Below are 15,148 nucleotides of genomic sequence, written 5' to 3'. Positions count from 1 at the left end.
CTCGCAAATATATAAATGTGGATTGAAAGACCTACATAAACCCCTTCCTTTTATGTAGGAGAGAGGATCCACTCATGGGTAGTCGCCCATGTCATGTGAAAACAGAAGGAGAAAACGAGTGAAGACCTTCTTTTCTTTTCATAACCGTGGCTTATATGTCGGAAAATTAAAATGGATATATATAGCAAGATAAAACAAGAAAGAGGTTGATATATTGTCAATCTCTTTCTTGTTTTATAGAAATTCAAATTAAAAAATCGATATTAAACTCTTTCTTTTTAGGCGAAGAGCATCCGGTTATGCATAGAAACAATCGTATCCTCTTCCGTCCCATGTCAAGTCAAAATAGGGAGAGAACATGAGTGCAAGTTACAAGTTGCCTTTTCTTCTTCGTAGCAGCAACCTGTATGTCGGGAAATCAAAATAGATTAATATATTTCATTATAAAAAATACTAAACTTTTATAAAGATATTTTATTTCTTTTAAATTTTTCGTGAATAGGATACTATTTGTGTAGGTGAAATAAATAAATGAAAACATTGTATTATTTATAGGATGGTGAGAATATGGAAGTGAAATGGATCGGTTGGGTAAAACAAATACAAGCCATTGCTCAGGCGGGTTTAACGTATTCAAAAGATGTGTATGATATTGAACGTTTTGGGCAATTACGTGATCTCTCAGTTACTATGATGTCTCATTATACGAAGACGGATTGGGAAGTGGTAGAGAAATTATTTGCTAATGAAACAGGTTATCAAACACCGAAAGTAGATATTCGGGCTGTCGTATATAAGGATGATAAATTATTATTTGTGAAAGAAACAAGTGATGGGAAATGGGCTCTTCCTGGTGGATGGGCGGACGTTGGCTATACGCCAACAGAAGTGGCAGCAAAAGAGGTTTGGGAAGAAACGGGCTATAAAGTTGACCATTTTCGATTATTAGCGGTATTTGATAAAGAAAAGCATTTTCCATCGCCAGCAGCAACACATGTATATAAAATATTCATTGGTTGTGAAATTGTTGGAGGGGAAAAACAAACAAGTATTGAAACAGAGGAAGTAAACTTTTTTGGTGAAAAGGAAATTCCAGAGTTATCGACAGCTAGAAATACAGAGTGGCAAATTAGAGAAATGTTTGCTTGTATGAAAGATAGAAATAAAAATGCTGTACTTGATTAAAAAGATGTAAAGGTAAGATTTAGCACATTTCATCGTATGTAAATCTCTTTTTTTCCTCTCCTTATGTCTGGTATATTTATAAAGAGGTGTACATATTTTTGGTAGAGAACGAGGAATATATTGGCATACATAAATCTTTGTGGGATAATAGGAAGGTATGTGAGCAGAAAAGGAGATAGGAAAGCAAATGTTAGCGAATTTAATAGAGCAGTTGTTGCAATTTTTTGCAAGTTTAGGATACTTTGGTGTTGCCTTAGGATTAATGATTGAAATCATTCCGAGTGAGATCGTCCTTTCTTATGCTGGATTTTTAGTCGCGCAAGGTAAAATAAGTTTCATTGGTGCAGTAATCGCCGGTACAATTGGTGGTACATTCGCACAAATCTTTTTATACTGGTTAGGGTATTACGGAGGACGTCCAGTAGTTGAAAAGTATGGTAAATATTTATTGATTAACAAGCATCACTTAGATGTAGCTGAAAGTTGGTTTAAACGTTATGGCGCGGGAGTAATATTCTCTGCTCGCTTTATCCCAATTGTACGTCATGCCATTTCAATACCAGCAGGATTAGCGAAAATGCCATTAAAACTCTTCACAGTATATACAGTAGTTGCGATTATCCCATGGTCAATCCTCTTTATTTATTTAGGAGAAAAACTAGGTGGAAACTGGCGTCATATTAAAGAATATGCAGCGGATTATACGCATTACATAATTATTGGAGCAGTACTTTTTATAGCACTTTATTTCGGTTTGAAAGTTTTGAAAAAGAGAAAAACAGTTCGTTAAAGTCAATGATTCCATTGGCTTTTTTTCATGTGTTTTAGTTCTAAAATAAAGAAGTTGTCCATAATGTGTAGTAATAAAGCGTAGCGGAGGAATGAAATGAAAGGATCACCGTTTTTACGTGGAACATTATTTTTAACGATGGCAACGATGATATCTAAAATGCTCGGATTTATATATGTTATTCCGTTTACGGCAATGGTTGGTACGAGCGGATATGTATTATATACGTACGCATATCGGCCATATACAATTATGTTAAGTATTGCAACGATGGGATTGCCACTTGCTGTTTCTAAAATGGTTTCAAAATATGATGAGCTAAATGATTATCATACGGTAAAACGGGTGTTGAAAAGTGGAATGTTTTTCATGATTTTTATGGGAACTGTTTCATTTCTAGTTCTTTATATGTTAGCTCCATATCTTGCAAAGCTAGTGATTGATGGAAGTGATCAAACTGGTAATAGTATGACTGCTGTTACGTACAATATTCAAATTGTTAGTTTTGCCTTATTGATTGTACCAGTGATGAGCTTATTACGTGGTTTTTTTCAAGGGTTTCAATCTATGGGACCGTCAGCATCTAGTGTAGTTGTGGAACAGTTTTTTCGTGTGTTAACAATTTTAATAGGAAGCTTTGTTGTGTTGCATGTTTTGAAAGCATCTGTTTCGTTAGCTGTTGGAGTTTCAACTTTTGGAGCATTTATGGGAGCGGCAGCGGGATTGACTGTTTTGATTGGGTTTTATATGAAAAGGCGGAAATACTTAAAACAAAAAGAGGTTGCAAGTATTCCGCAAACAACGAAGTCTTTTTTTGCTTTATATAAAGAGCTATTTACGTATTCAATCCCATTTGTTGCTGTTGGACTAGCGATTCCGTTGTATCAAACAATTGATACGTTTACAATCAATAAACTGTTAATAGAGATAGGGTATGTACAAAGTGAAGCAGAAAAAATAAATGCGATTATTGGGCTTGTCCAAATGGTTGTACTGATTCCTGTATCTGTTGCAACAGCTTTTAGTATGTCTCTTGTTCCTGAGATGACGAAAGCTTATATAGCTGGAAATGAACAATTATTGTATAAACATTTTACGAAAACAAATTTACTTGTTGTAGGGATTACCATTCCGGCAGCAATTGGAATGATGACATTAGCAAAACCTATCTACACTCTTTTATTTGGAATAGGAAATGATCCAAGTGTAGGAAGTGTGGTCTTACAGTACTATGCACCAGCATGTATATTGTTTTCGTTATTTACAGTTACTGCTGCGATGTTGCAAGGGGTTAATCAGCAACAAAAAACAGTTCTAGGTTTAATCTTAGGAATTATAGTAAAGGTCGTACTAAATATTGTATTATTGCCGCATTTTGACTATACCAGTTTTATTATCTCAACATATGCAGGCTACACTGTTTCAGTGACGTTTAACTTGTGGATGCTTTCTAAATATGTTATAAAGGCAACATGAGCTTTCGAAAAGGCAGAGCAATCTCTGTCTTTTTCTATTTTGAAAGAAATTGTGAAGAAAAGCGTTTTCAAAATAATTTTCTATTGAAATTTGAACGTTTGTTTCATATGCTGAAAATAGCGGTTCAAAAACTGTTGTTTAAGTGAGGTAGATTCCCACATGTAAAAAGAATCGGGGTGATAGTATGTTAAATATTTATTTAACAGACCGAAACGGAAAACTACAAGAAATAGAGGAAATTCAAAAAGGTTGTTGGATTAATGTACTCCATCCAACAGAAGAAGAAATTCAATTTCTCGTGCAAACATTGAATGTAGAATTGGATTTTATTAAAGACCCTTTGGATGATGAAGAACGATCAAGGATTGAAAAAGAGGACGATAATGCATTAATTATCGTTGATATTCCCACAGTAAGGCACGATGAAGAAGGAAATTCAATATACGATACAATCCCAATTGGTATGATTGTAATGCCGGAATGTTTCGTTACAATCTGTTTAGAAGAAAATCCGATTTTTGAGCGATTTATTAATCAACGTATTAAAGAATTTTATACTTTTAAAAAGACTCGTTTTGCACTTCAGCTCTTATATACGATTTCTACTTATTATTTACGATATTTAAAACAAATTAACCGAAAAACAATCGACTTAGAGCACGAGTTAAATAAGTCGATGAAAAATAAAGAAATCTTTACATTATTAGGACTTGAAAAGAGTTTAGTATATTTTACAACATCTTTAAAAGCAAACAAAATTGTTATTCAAAAGTTAATGCGTAATAATACGTTTATTAAAATGTATGAAGATGATCAAGATTTATTAGAAGATGTACTAATTGAAAATAAACAGGCCATTGAGATGGCTGAAATATATAGTAATATTTTAAGTGGTATGATGAATACGTTTAGCTCAGTTATTTCAAATAACTTAAACAGTGTCATGAAGCTCTTAACTTCCATTACCATTATCTTGTCACTACCGACGATGGTTTCGAGTTTTTTCGGAATGAACGTAGAAATCCCACTTGGTAATAATCCGCATGGTTTTATAATTGTAATGATTATATGTGCAACATTATCTTGCACTTTAGCGTTTATTTTTTGGAAAAAACGTTATTTTTAACGTTCAAGAAAGCTGCTCTAGCATAGTTGTGAAACTGCGCTAGAGCAGCTTTTTTGCTATAATAAAGTTTTTTTACATAAGAAATATGTATAAAGGGCAGGCGCTGTATTTTTATTATTAAATTTGTATAGGACTTGTTCAAATAATGAATTGAGGTTAAAATTACATATTGTTAATGAAAAGATGGAGGAAATACATCATGGAATTGTTTCAGTTACCGAAAGCATTCCTGCAAATGAATACGATCTTTATCTCAATTTTAATTGAAGCACTACCATTTGTGCTAATTGGTGTATTTATTTCAGGATTCATTCAAATGTTTGTGACAGAAGATATGGTGGCAAAATGGATGCCAAAAAATCGATTTCTGTCTGTATTATTGGCTACTTTTCTTGGCATGATGTTTCCAGGTTGTGAATGTGGAATCGTTCCGATTGTAAGGCGTTTAATTGGGAAAGGTGTCCCGCCATATGCTGGAATTGCATTTATGTTAACAGGGCCAATTATTAACCCGGTTGTATTATTTGCAACGTATGTTGCATTTGGAAGTAGTATGCATATGGTATGGTATCGTTCCATTGTTGCTATCATTGTAGCGATTATTGTTGGACTTATATTATCGTTTATGTTTAAAGATCATCAACTACGTGATGAACATTTCCCAGAAGTGGATCATAAGCGTCCGCTGCGTAAAAAAATGTGGGATGTTTGTACACATGCGGTTGAAGAGTTTTTCTCAATGGGAAAATACTTAGTTATGGGAGCTTTAATTGCTGCTGCAGTTCAAACCTTTGTACAAACTTCAACACTGCTCGCAATTGGACAAGGTCCATTTTCTTCAACAGCGGTTATGATGGGACTTGCATATATTTTATCTCTATGTTCAGAAGCGGATGCTTTTATTGCTTCCTCGTTCCAAAGTACGTTTTCAACAGCGTCACTTGTCGCGTTCCTCGTATATGGACCGATGGTGGATATTAAAAATATGTTTATGATGCTTGCGACATTTAAAACGCGATTTGTAATTGTTGTGACTGTTACCGTCACACTCGTTGTTTATGCAAGCTCACTACTCATTTATGCGATGGGGTGGTAGGTTATGTTTCGAGCATATATTTTACTCGGTTTTACAATTTTAATAGCGCAACTTCATATTTCTGGAAATATAACGAAATATATTAATATGAAGTATTCGTATTTATCAACAACTGCTGCAATCATTTTAGGGTTTTTAACGATTGTTCAAATTATTATTGTGTTCCAAAAAGAACACGGGGAGAAAGCAGAAGAGCATGCTTGTGGCTGTGACCATAATCACTGTGGACATGATCATTCAAAAGATGAAAATACATGGTGGAAACGTACTTTTTCTTATACCTTATTTTGTTTTCCTATTATTACAGGGTTATTCTTTCCAATCGCGACATTAGATTCGGATATTGTGAAAGCAAAAGGGTTTCATTTTCCAGTTTCACAGCCGGATAGTCAAGATCCATTTATGAGAAGACAATTTCTAAGACCGGATACGAGTATTTATTATGCGAAAGAAGGATACAGAGATGTAATGGAGAAAGGGAAAAAGCAATTTGTAAATAAAGATAAAGTTGCTTTAAATGATGAGAACTTCTTAAAAGGAATGGAAACAATCTATAATTATCCTGGAGAATTTACAGGAAAGAAACTTACTTTTAAAGGATTTGTCTTCAGAGATGTTTCTGCAAAGAAAGAGCAATATTTCTTATTCCGCTTTGGCATTATTCATTGCGTAGCCGATTCAGGTGTATATGGTATGCTGGTGAAAAAACCAGAGGAAGTAGAATGGAAAAATGATGATTGGATTGAAGTAGAAGGTGAAATTTCAACTGAATTTTATCAACCATTCCACGCAAATATTCCGGTTTTAGAAGTAACAAAGTGGAATAAAGTGGAACAGCCGAAAGAACAATATGTATTTAGGGGAGCCGATTGATTATAATCGGTTCTTTTTTTATTGCAACGTTATTAACTTTATAATTGACATGTAATGAAAAGCGGACACCTAAATTTAGGTGTCCGCTCTTATAGTTTTTTCATCTACATATCGCCTTAGAGGAGCTAATTAGCAAAAGCAAGCAGCACCGACGATAATTAAGAGGATAAATAGTACAACAAGTAACGCAAATCCATTTCCATGTGCGAAGCCCATTTTATTTCCTCCTTTTATTGTAAGATACAACATACAATATGCAAATTCACTTTTGTTTGACATGGACATATATCACGAAATTGTGGATTTTTCTTGTATGTTAACGTAAGAAAAAGGAAAGATATAGAAATAACGGCTTTTGAAGAAAGGGTTTTATCCATGAAAAAATATATAGCTATCTTGTTATGTATCATAGGGGTATTCATATGGATGAACATCGATCTAGAAATGGGGAAGAAAATGACTAATGGACTTGAAAAAGCAGAAATTCGACATGGTAATTTTCAATTGTATACAAACGGGGAAGATTTGAATCGAAACTTGTTTGAAGATATAAATCGTGCCCAAAAGTATGTCTATGTTCATTTTTATATTGTAGGTAAGGATGAAGTGAGTCGCAATTTTTTACACCTATTAGAGAGTAAAGCAGCAAGTGGTGTAGATGTGAAATTATCGGTGGACCGAATTGGTGGCTATAAAATTAAGAAAAAGGTGATTCAACGCTTAAAAGAAAAGGGTGTTAAGTTTACTTTTAGTAAAAAACCTAAATTAAAGAATCTTTTTTATTCACTGCATCAACGTAATCATCGCCGGATTGCAGTGATTGATGGGAAAGTTTCTTATATTGGTGGGTTTAACATTGGAGAGGAGTATCTCGGAAAGGATCCTAAATTCGGGAGATGGCGTGATTATCAACTGCGTATTGAAGGAGATGGAGCAGTTGATATGGAGCGGAAATTTGCAGAAGATTGGCATGCGGATACTGGTGAAAAGCTTTCTTTATATAAAGGGGCTTCTATACAAGGAAGTGCAAAATATCAGTATATATTTTCTGATGGAAAAGGATTTTGGAAAGAGTATAGTGCACTATTGAAGCAGGCTAAAAAGTCAATTGTCATTGCAACGCCATACTTTGTACCAGGAAAAGAAATGATAAGTGTTTTGCAAGAGGCATTACAGCGTGGAGTTGCTGTAAAGATTCTTGTCCCTTTTAAAAGTGATGCACTGTTATTAAAACAAGCTGCTTATCCACATTTAAAAAAGATGCTAGATGCTGGAGCGGAAATTTATCAATATCGAGAGGGCTTTTTTCATGGGAAGGTGACAATCATTGATGATATAAGTGCTGATGTAGGGACAGCAAATTTTGATATGCGTAGTTTTTATATAAATACAGAGTCAGACTGTTTTATCTATGATAAAGCAGTTGTTGCGGAAGTATGGGGGAAATTACAAAAGGATTTTCATGATTCTAAACGATTAACAGACAAAGATTTTGACAAAATTAGTAGTTGGGATTGGTTTTTAGCAAAGGCGGCAAATGTTCTGGCTTTCTATTTATAGGCATATATTTAGAAGAAAGGGGGAGCTATAGTATGAGATGTATGGAAGAATTAATGAAGTGTAGTTATGAAGTAATTTATATGATCGGTGAGTGTATGAATAAGGTGAGAGATGAAGAGTTAGGAGATATATTAAAACAACATTTACCGTATATTTTACAAGCTTACAATGAACAGGTGAATTTTCAAGAGGGTGAAAATGTACAGCATATTATTTGTGAACAACTAAAATCTCCCCTTATCCAAAATAATATATCTATGAGAAACACTGGTAAAAGTGATACCGAAATTGCTATTGCCTATATTTCAAATTTAAAAAGATTAGCACTTCGGTTCGCTCAAGTTGCAGTAGAAGTTGCGAATCCAGAGTTTCGATTTTTTCTGGAAAGTTGCTTCGTTAAAATGAATCGTTATGCATATAGCGTATGGCAATATGTTGTGAAAAAAGAATATAAGATAGAGAGTATATTTGAGGATGAAAAACATGCTTAAAGAAAGTATATAATAAAATACGAATTATAAATTGTAATGAAAGAGAAGAGGATCTTCTCTTTTTTTATTTGATTGTAAATCTGGATTTGTAATTAAATGTAAAATTCAAAAAAATAATAGTAAATAGTACATTTGATGCAATATATGAAGAAAGTCGTTTTTTTCAGTAATCAAAAAATAAGGGGTAAGGCGAATAAAATATGAAGAGATATTTATAGTTGAAATTGTTGTAGGTAGTGAAATGGTAGCTAGGCATGAAATCAAAGAACATGATGTTACGAAGGTAATTAAAAAACTTGCGAATCAATATGTGGACAAGTATGAATCAGGTTCACCTCATAACTAGAAAGCTATGTAAAAGAATATAAAGCGAGTTAACAAAGATAGAGATAGTAATCCTACTTATATTAGTATTTTAAAGTATTAAATAAGGAGGAATTAGGTGACTGTCTATAGAGTGATTTGTGTTTTATGAAAGAGAAAATGTAAACAGTAGCTTAAGGTATGGTGAAGTGCTAATTTAAATCTGGATTATGTTTAGTACTTGATTTGTATAGAGAATTTGTTCGATAACAAGATGTGAGGCATCTAAAGCGAAGTAGACATCAACTTGATAGGATCCTGTCAAGTTGATGTCTTAAGTTCGTCTAGATTATATTATTGTTTATATTCTGCGTTATATGAATTTTCACCTGAATGGACAGATAGAAGAGTATTGGCATATCCAACAAGGCGATTCACAATTTCATCTGAAATTGCATAAACGAGGCGATGTAGCTCTTTTTTATGTAAAGATGGATCATCAAAAATAATGGTAGTATTAATAAAAATATGTTGTGTATCATAAAGATTATAATGGATGATTGTTTTTCCTGGTGCCCCTCCTGTTAGAGGGTCTTTAAAATTAGGTAAAAATATATACCATTCTTCTGCGGTAGGAGATCGGAAATTTTTAGTGAATGTCATACCTTTAATTTCATTTTCAATTTGTTTCTTAAGATCCGCATCTAAAACGTCAACTATGTTATTTTTCAAAGTTCATTCCTTCTTTCTAAATTAATTAATAGGCTGAGGCCAGATTTGATATAGTGAAAAACAATGAAAATCGATAGAGGGGATAAAAAGGGTTTGTAGTTAGAATTTACAGTTTCAATCTACATAATGTGTCTTAATGATTTATATTTTATCTGAAGTATAAAGGAACGATTTAGTGAAAGTAAAGGAGTAAGATCAAGATACGTAATAAGCCTCTTACAAAAGTATTTCTGATTATTGGTGCGTTGTTTGATATTGAATAGGCACAATTTAGTATTAGGGATTTGAATGTAAAGAATGGATCGCTTATTTTGAACAAAATTGTGAGGATAAGTTAAAAAATACGACATTCGCATAAAGAATGTCGTATTTTTATTGTTTTTAAAGTATGATTGTTACGGGATGATGCTAAAAATTATAAGCTTTTTACCATTCCACCGTCAACAAGGAAAGATTGTCCGGTCATGTATGTATTTGCATCGGATACAAGGAAGGTAGCAAATGCTGCAAATTCACTAGGGTGGCCGTATCTTCCAAGAGGTATAATCGCTTCATATTGTTTTTGAATCTCTTCTGCCGTAATTCCACGTTTTTCGGCAGCTGTTTTATCTAAAGAAGCAACACGATCTGTAGCAATACGCCCTGGAGCAATCGTATTAATTAAGATATTATATGGAGCAAGTTCAGATGCTAACGTTTTTGCTAAACCTGTAATTCCCACGCGGAATGTATTTGATAATAGTAGTCCAGGGATAGGCTCTTTAATAGAAGACGAAGCAATGTTAATAATTTTGCCGCCTTGCTGTTTCATATATGGAAGTACTTCACGAATCATACGAACGTAACTTAATAAATTGAGTTCAAATGAATTGTACCAATCGTCGTCTGTTAATTGTTCAAATGTACCAGGCTTAGGACCGCCAGCATTGTTTACTAAAATATCAATTGTACCAAAGGTTTGTACAGTATGTTCTACCGCCTGTTTTATGCTTTCTTTATTTGTAACATCACAAACTGTATACATGGCAGTACCTTTATTAAGCGTAATTAATTCTGTTTGTAAAGATGCTAACTTTTCTTCATTACGACTCAGCAGCATAACGTTTGTTCCTTCTTTTATGAGCTCCGTAGCAATTGCTTTTCCTAACCCTTGACTAGAAGCGACAACGAGAGCAGTTTTTCCAGCTAATCCAAGTTCCATATGTATCAACCTTTCTGTTTTATAGTACTTTTATTATATGTTAAAACACTACGAAATTAAAAAAATAAGGTTTGTGTTATCAGAAAATTTACAAACATTTACCGTATCTTTACTCTTTTCTCATATTTCCTTCAAAAAAGAGAAGTAATATGAGATTGTACATATTCTATCAAAAGGGGGATGAGCAAATGAATAAATGGGTTAAATCTTTAACTGTAATGGCACTTGCGAGCTCTTTATTTCTGGTAGGTTGTAATAATAATGGTGATGAAAAGAAAAAAGATGAAGAAACAACACAGCAAGATGAAAAGAAAGATCAGGAAACGAGTAAAGATAGCAATTCTTCAGATTCAAAGGAAAAAAAATAATAGCATAGTATTGTATAGTGGAGCTTCCTCAAGTGATGAGGAAGCTTTTTTAGTTGTATATTTTTCATTTTTGAGAAAAAATAGAGAGAAATAGAGAATAAGGAGCAGAGAGATGAAAATATGCATATTTGGAGCAACTGGAAGAGTTGGGTCACAATTAATGAAACTAGCATTAAAAGATTCACATGATGTCACAGTATTAGTTCGTAATCAAAATAAGCTTGTAGTAAAACATAACAATCTACATATAGTAGAAGGGGATGTATTACAGGAAAATGATGTGAAGAAAGCGTTAAAGGGGGCTGATATCGTTTTAAGTGCTCTTGGAACTGATGGGAATGGAACCTTATCGGACAGTATGCCTAGTATTATAAAACATATGAAAGAAGATAAGATAATAAGGATTATTACAATAGGAACTGCTGGCATTTTACAAGCACGAACAAATCCGAAGATATATCGGTTTCAATCGGATGAATCAAAAAGAAGAAGTACAATAGCTGCTGAGGATCATTTATCAGCTTATGTAGCATTAAAAAATAGTGGACTATGCTGGACAGTTGTTTGTCCTACACATTTAGTTGATGGTGAAGAAACAGGGACATACCGGACAGAGATAAATATGTTACCACTGGATGGATCGAAAATTACGGTAGGAGATACGGCGCGTTTTGCGTGGTCTTTAATCAAAGAACAAGTATATGAAAATAGCCGCGTAGGTATTGCATATTAAAAAACCATCCCTGAAAAGGGATGGTTAAAAAAGAATGTAACATACAAAAATGATAATCATAATAATTTGTAAAATCGCTTTTGCCACTGTACTGCTTAAAAAGCCGACGACTGTAGCAATTCCAACCATAAACGCTTCTTGCGGTGTTTTTTTATGCATTATTTCTGTCACGAAAACTGATAGAAATGGAATGATAATGAGACCAAATGGTGGGAAGAAAAAGGAACCGACAATAATAGAAATCATTCCCACACGTTCGCTCCATTTGGTACTTCCGTATTTTTTTAAGAAGTATCCATTTGCAATAAAATCAGCAACGAAAATAATAATGGTAAAAACGATTTGAAGGACCCAAAAACTTGTTGTTAGCTCCCCGTCATTTATACCAAAATGATAAATAAGATATCCAGCCCACAGTGCAAGTATGCCAGGGATAATCGGATAGATAAACGCAATAAACGATATGATAAAACAAGCAATTATACAAAGTGTTAATAAAACAGTCACTTTATATCTCCTTTTTACTATCTAGTTTATGTACAGCAACTTTCTTAATTTGATGCCCATCAAGCTCTAATGCTTTAAATTGGAAACCAGCATATTCAATTGAATAGCCAACTTCGATATTTAAATCGATGGACTGAGATAGAAGCCAGCCACCAATTGTATCTAAATCACTATCATCAATATGTAAACCAAACATATCATTTACTTCTGAAATGAGTACTTTTCCATCTAGTACAGTGAGTTTTGGTGTGCGTTTTTCAATCATTGGTGATTCATCTGTATCAAATTCATCTTGAATTTCACCAATAATTTCTTCAATAATATCCTCCATCGTCAATAGCCCAGCTGTCCCGCCATATTCATCCATTACAATTGCCATTTGCACACGGTTCTTCTGAAGATGAATTAATGTTTTACGGATAGGCACTGTTTCAAATACAGTTAAGACTGGATGTATATAAGCTTCTAAAGGTTTATGAATCCCCTTCGTTTGATCGTGAAAAATTTCTTTTGTATTTAGCATCCCGATAATATCATCTTTATCTTTTTCAATAATCGGATAACGTGTATATTTCTCAGATGCCACGATGTCCATATTTTCTTCTAATGTATTTTCGATAGATAGACAAACCATTTCTGTACGAGGTACCATAATCTCTTTGGCAACACGATCATCAAATTCGAAAATATTATTTACATATTTATATTCAGTTTGATTAATTTCACCACTTTTAAAGCTTTCACCTAAAATCAATCGTAATTCTTCTTCTGAGTGAGCAAGTTCATTTTCTTTTGCTGGTTCTAAGCCGAATAGTTTTGTAAAGAATACGGCTGTACTATTAAGCAACCAAATGAAAGGATACATGATTCGATCAAACCAAATGAGTGGCTTAGCAAATTTCAATGCAATTACTTCAGCTTTTTGAATCGCGAAAGATTTTGGAACAAGTTCCCCTAATACGACATGGAAAAAAGTAATGATACTAAATGCAATGATGAACGATAGTGTATTAGCCATTGCACCAGTAATGTTTACTTTTTCAAATAAGGGGCGTAGTAAGTGTTCTACAGTTGGTTCGCCAAGCCAACCGAGTCCTAAAGAAGTGATGGTAATACCAAGCTGACATGCTGATAAGTATACATCTAAGTTAGAAACAACACTTCTGGCAGCTAATGCTTGCTTATTTCCTTCATTTGCAAGCTGATCAATTCGACTTTTTCGTACTTTTACCACCGCAAATTCAGATGCCACGAAAAAGCCAGAAATGAGAATAAGTACAAAAATGAGAAAAATATTTAATATGTCCAAGTGTGTTCTCTACTCCGAAGTGGGAATAAAGATGTCACCTCCTGCAAGTATGTTATACTTTTATAATAAATCGAAATGAAAATAATAGTCAAAGGAAATGAGTAAATATTGGAATGTTTTTCTAAACATTCATAAATTTGTTGGTATTTTACCCTGAATAAAAGGGGAATAACCCTCCATTTTGAAAAGGAGGGAGATTGTTTAAAGTTAATTTATTTAATCATTGTTTTTGAGATAGTGTAAGTTTGATGTTTAGACTGGTTTGTTGTCCATGCGGATTGAAGAAAGGAAAGAATGATATACGGAATATAAATGAGTAGCAGTCCAATTGTAACAACAGTTGGTGAATTCCCTCCAAATTGAATAATAAATTGCAGTAATCCTTTCGTATGAAAAATACATTCCATATAAAAGAATGACAGAATAATGGAGCTTAAAATAGATTTATGATTTGAAGCTATTGCCATAAATAACGTATTAATGAGGAACGATGAATCACGTATATTATGTTCTTCAGTGTTATTTAAAAACGGAATCCATTTTTTGATTGCTTGTATAACGATAATCATTGATGTACTACATATGATGATGAGGGAAGAAAGAAATGGAATGGTTATGTACCTTGCAATGTATAAAGAAATTAAAACAATAGAACATTGTAATAGAGCCGTACTGAATGAGTATGGAATCCAGCGCAATATTGAAATGTATTTTTTAAATTGTTTTGGTGCCTTTAAGAATAAACGCCCAATCGCTAAGCTGATAAAAAAACCAATTGCCAGTGTGAGTGTAAAGCGAATGATTGATAAAAAGTATACTTCCCACACATAAGGGAATAGCAGGGGAGAGTGTCCTGGAACATGGAGCGTTGTGGTAATAGGTTGAGATGAAAAAAGAATGGATTCATGCACCCAATCAATCATTGGAATAGAAATGGACGGGAAATGAGCAAAATTATAAAAAATCCCAAGTAAACCTTTTAAATAAGAAGATTCATGGGTTAATAATACAGCGGGAAGAGGGCTTATGATAAGAATGATTAGGAATCCAGCTAAAAAGCGATATGTGTAAGAACGAAATAATGAAGACATAATTGTTCACCTACTCTTAGAATATTCAGAAAATTCTTATTCTTATTCTAACGTTTTTTTGGATAAGTTACAATATCTTTTTCTTTATATATGGGTATGAGTTGCGATGCCAAGTAATTCATTTACAGGAAGTCTATAATTATTTGTAAAATTAAACGCAGTGATAAAAAGTAAAAGTCCATTTATAAAGGGAAACTTCCATCAGTGGAGGATTCATCCTTCAATGATGGAAAGCTTCATGAATGAGGATATTACTTCCAGTTCATGCGAGATAATTTTTTTCAGTCAGCAATTAGGTACAGAATGA

General features: G+C 33.5%; 16 protein-coding genes. 10 read left to right on the top strand and 6 right to left on the bottom strand.

Translation table 11 applies throughout. The features are described 5' to 3' along the window. The first annotated feature begins 567 nt into the window (after positions 1-567). The 6 genes from AC1M36_RS09390 to AC1M36_RS09365 all read left to right on the top strand — a co-directional run bounded on the left by AC1M36_RS09390 (position 568) and on the right by AC1M36_RS09365 (position 6,546). Positions 568-1,185 carry an NUDIX hydrolase gene (locus AC1M36_RS09390; RefSeq protein ID WP_479845792.1) on the top strand — a complete coding sequence of 206 codons (618 nt, stop codon included), beginning with the start codon at positions 568-570 and terminating at the stop codon, positions 1,183-1,185. A gap of 187 nt (positions 1,186-1,372) precedes the next feature. After that, positions 1,373-1,975 carry an undecaprenyl phosphate transporter UptA gene (gene uptA / locus AC1M36_RS09385; RefSeq protein ID WP_479845791.1) on the top strand — a complete coding sequence of 201 codons (603 nt, stop codon included), beginning with the start codon at positions 1,373-1,375 and terminating at the stop codon, positions 1,973-1,975. Between the two features lie 96 nt (positions 1,976-2,071). After that, positions 2,072-3,451 carry a putative polysaccharide biosynthesis protein gene (locus AC1M36_RS09380; RefSeq protein ID WP_479845790.1) on the top strand — a complete coding sequence of 460 codons (1,380 nt, stop codon included), beginning with the start codon at positions 2,072-2,074 and terminating at the stop codon, positions 3,449-3,451. A 184-nt stretch (positions 3,452-3,635) separates the two neighbouring features. Next, positions 3,636-4,577 (top strand): magnesium transporter CorA family protein, encoded by a 942-nt coding sequence (locus tag AC1M36_RS09375; RefSeq protein ID WP_336453704.1) that lies wholly within the window; start codon positions 3,636-3,638, stop codon positions 4,575-4,577. A gap of 199 nt (positions 4,578-4,776) precedes the next feature. Further along, on the top strand, positions 4,777-5,673 hold the full coding sequence (locus AC1M36_RS09370) for a permease (RefSeq protein ID WP_336453703.1): 897 nt from the start codon (positions 4,777-4,779) through the stop codon (positions 5,671-5,673). Positions 5,674-5,676: 3 nt separating this feature from the next. After that, positions 5,677-6,546, top strand: a complete 870-nt coding sequence (locus AC1M36_RS09365; protein ID WP_336453702.1) for a TIGR03943 family putative permease subunit — start codon at positions 5,677-5,679, stop codon at positions 6,544-6,546. 129 nt (positions 6,547-6,675) lie between these two features. On the opposite strand, the gene AC1M36_RS09360 is transcribed toward AC1M36_RS09365, so the two are convergent. After that, complete coding sequence (locus AC1M36_RS09360) at positions 6,676-6,762, bottom strand: YjcZ family sporulation protein (protein WP_000505094.1); 87 nt, start codon at positions 6,760-6,762, stop codon at positions 6,676-6,678. A 159-nt stretch (positions 6,763-6,921) separates the two neighbouring features. Between AC1M36_RS09360 and cls the strand changes: the two genes are divergently transcribed. After that, entirely contained in the window at positions 6,922-8,106 is a 1,185-nt protein-coding gene (cls, locus tag AC1M36_RS09355; RefSeq protein ID WP_336453701.1) for a cardiolipin synthase, read from the top strand. Positions 8,107-8,138: 32 nt separating this feature from the next. Next, positions 8,139-8,597 (top strand): spore coat protein, encoded by a 459-nt coding sequence (locus tag AC1M36_RS09350; RefSeq protein WP_336453700.1) that lies wholly within the window; start codon positions 8,139-8,141, stop codon positions 8,595-8,597. Between the two features lie 657 nt (positions 8,598-9,254). Here AC1M36_RS09350 and AC1M36_RS09345 read toward each other — a convergent pair. Next, complete coding sequence (locus AC1M36_RS09345) at positions 9,255-9,632, bottom strand: hypothetical protein (protein ID WP_336453699.1); 378 nt, start codon at positions 9,630-9,632, stop codon at positions 9,255-9,257. Positions 9,633-10,047: 415 nt separating this feature from the next. Next, on the bottom strand, positions 10,048-10,833 hold the full coding sequence (locus AC1M36_RS09340; protein ID WP_336453698.1) for an SDR family oxidoreductase: 786 nt from the start codon (positions 10,831-10,833) through the stop codon (positions 10,048-10,050). A gap of 188 nt (positions 10,834-11,021) precedes the next feature. Here AC1M36_RS09340 and AC1M36_RS09335 point away from each other — a divergent pair, with 188 nt between their 5' ends. Next, the gene (locus AC1M36_RS09335) at positions 11,022-11,201 is read left to right on the top strand and encodes a hypothetical protein (RefSeq protein ID WP_479845789.1); all 180 of its coding nucleotides are present in this window, start codon (positions 11,022-11,024) and stop codon (positions 11,199-11,201) included. Positions 11,202-11,313: 112 nt separating this feature from the next. Next, the gene (locus tag AC1M36_RS09330; RefSeq protein ID WP_336453697.1) at positions 11,314-11,934 is read left to right on the top strand and encodes an NAD(P)-dependent oxidoreductase; all 621 of its coding nucleotides are present in this window, start codon (positions 11,314-11,316) and stop codon (positions 11,932-11,934) included. A gap of 24 nt (positions 11,935-11,958) precedes the next feature. Here AC1M36_RS09330 and AC1M36_RS09325 read toward each other — a convergent pair whose 3' ends face one another. The 3 genes from AC1M36_RS09325 to AC1M36_RS09315 all read right to left on the bottom strand — a co-directional run bounded on the left by AC1M36_RS09325 (position 11,959) and on the right by AC1M36_RS09315 (position 14,841). Then, the gene (locus tag AC1M36_RS09325; protein WP_336453696.1) at positions 11,959-12,441 is read right to left on the bottom strand and encodes a DUF456 domain-containing protein; all 483 of its coding nucleotides are present in this window, start codon (positions 12,439-12,441) and stop codon (positions 11,959-11,961) included. 1 nt (position 12,442) lies between these two features. Beyond that, entirely contained in the window at positions 12,443-13,750 is a 1,308-nt protein-coding gene (locus AC1M36_RS09320) for a hemolysin family protein (RefSeq protein ID WP_336453695.1), read from the bottom strand. Between the two features lie 212 nt (positions 13,751-13,962). Then, positions 13,963-14,841 (bottom strand): hypothetical protein, encoded by an 879-nt coding sequence (locus AC1M36_RS09315; protein WP_336453694.1) that lies wholly within the window; start codon positions 14,839-14,841, stop codon positions 13,963-13,965. Positions 14,842-15,148 lie beyond the last annotated feature (307 nt).

The sequence above is a fragment of the Bacillus sp. Medicinal_06 genome, from assembly GCF_056711665.1.
The sequence above is the reverse complement of the archived record's forward strand: the minus strand, read 5'-3'. Positions and strand labels throughout refer to the sequence as shown.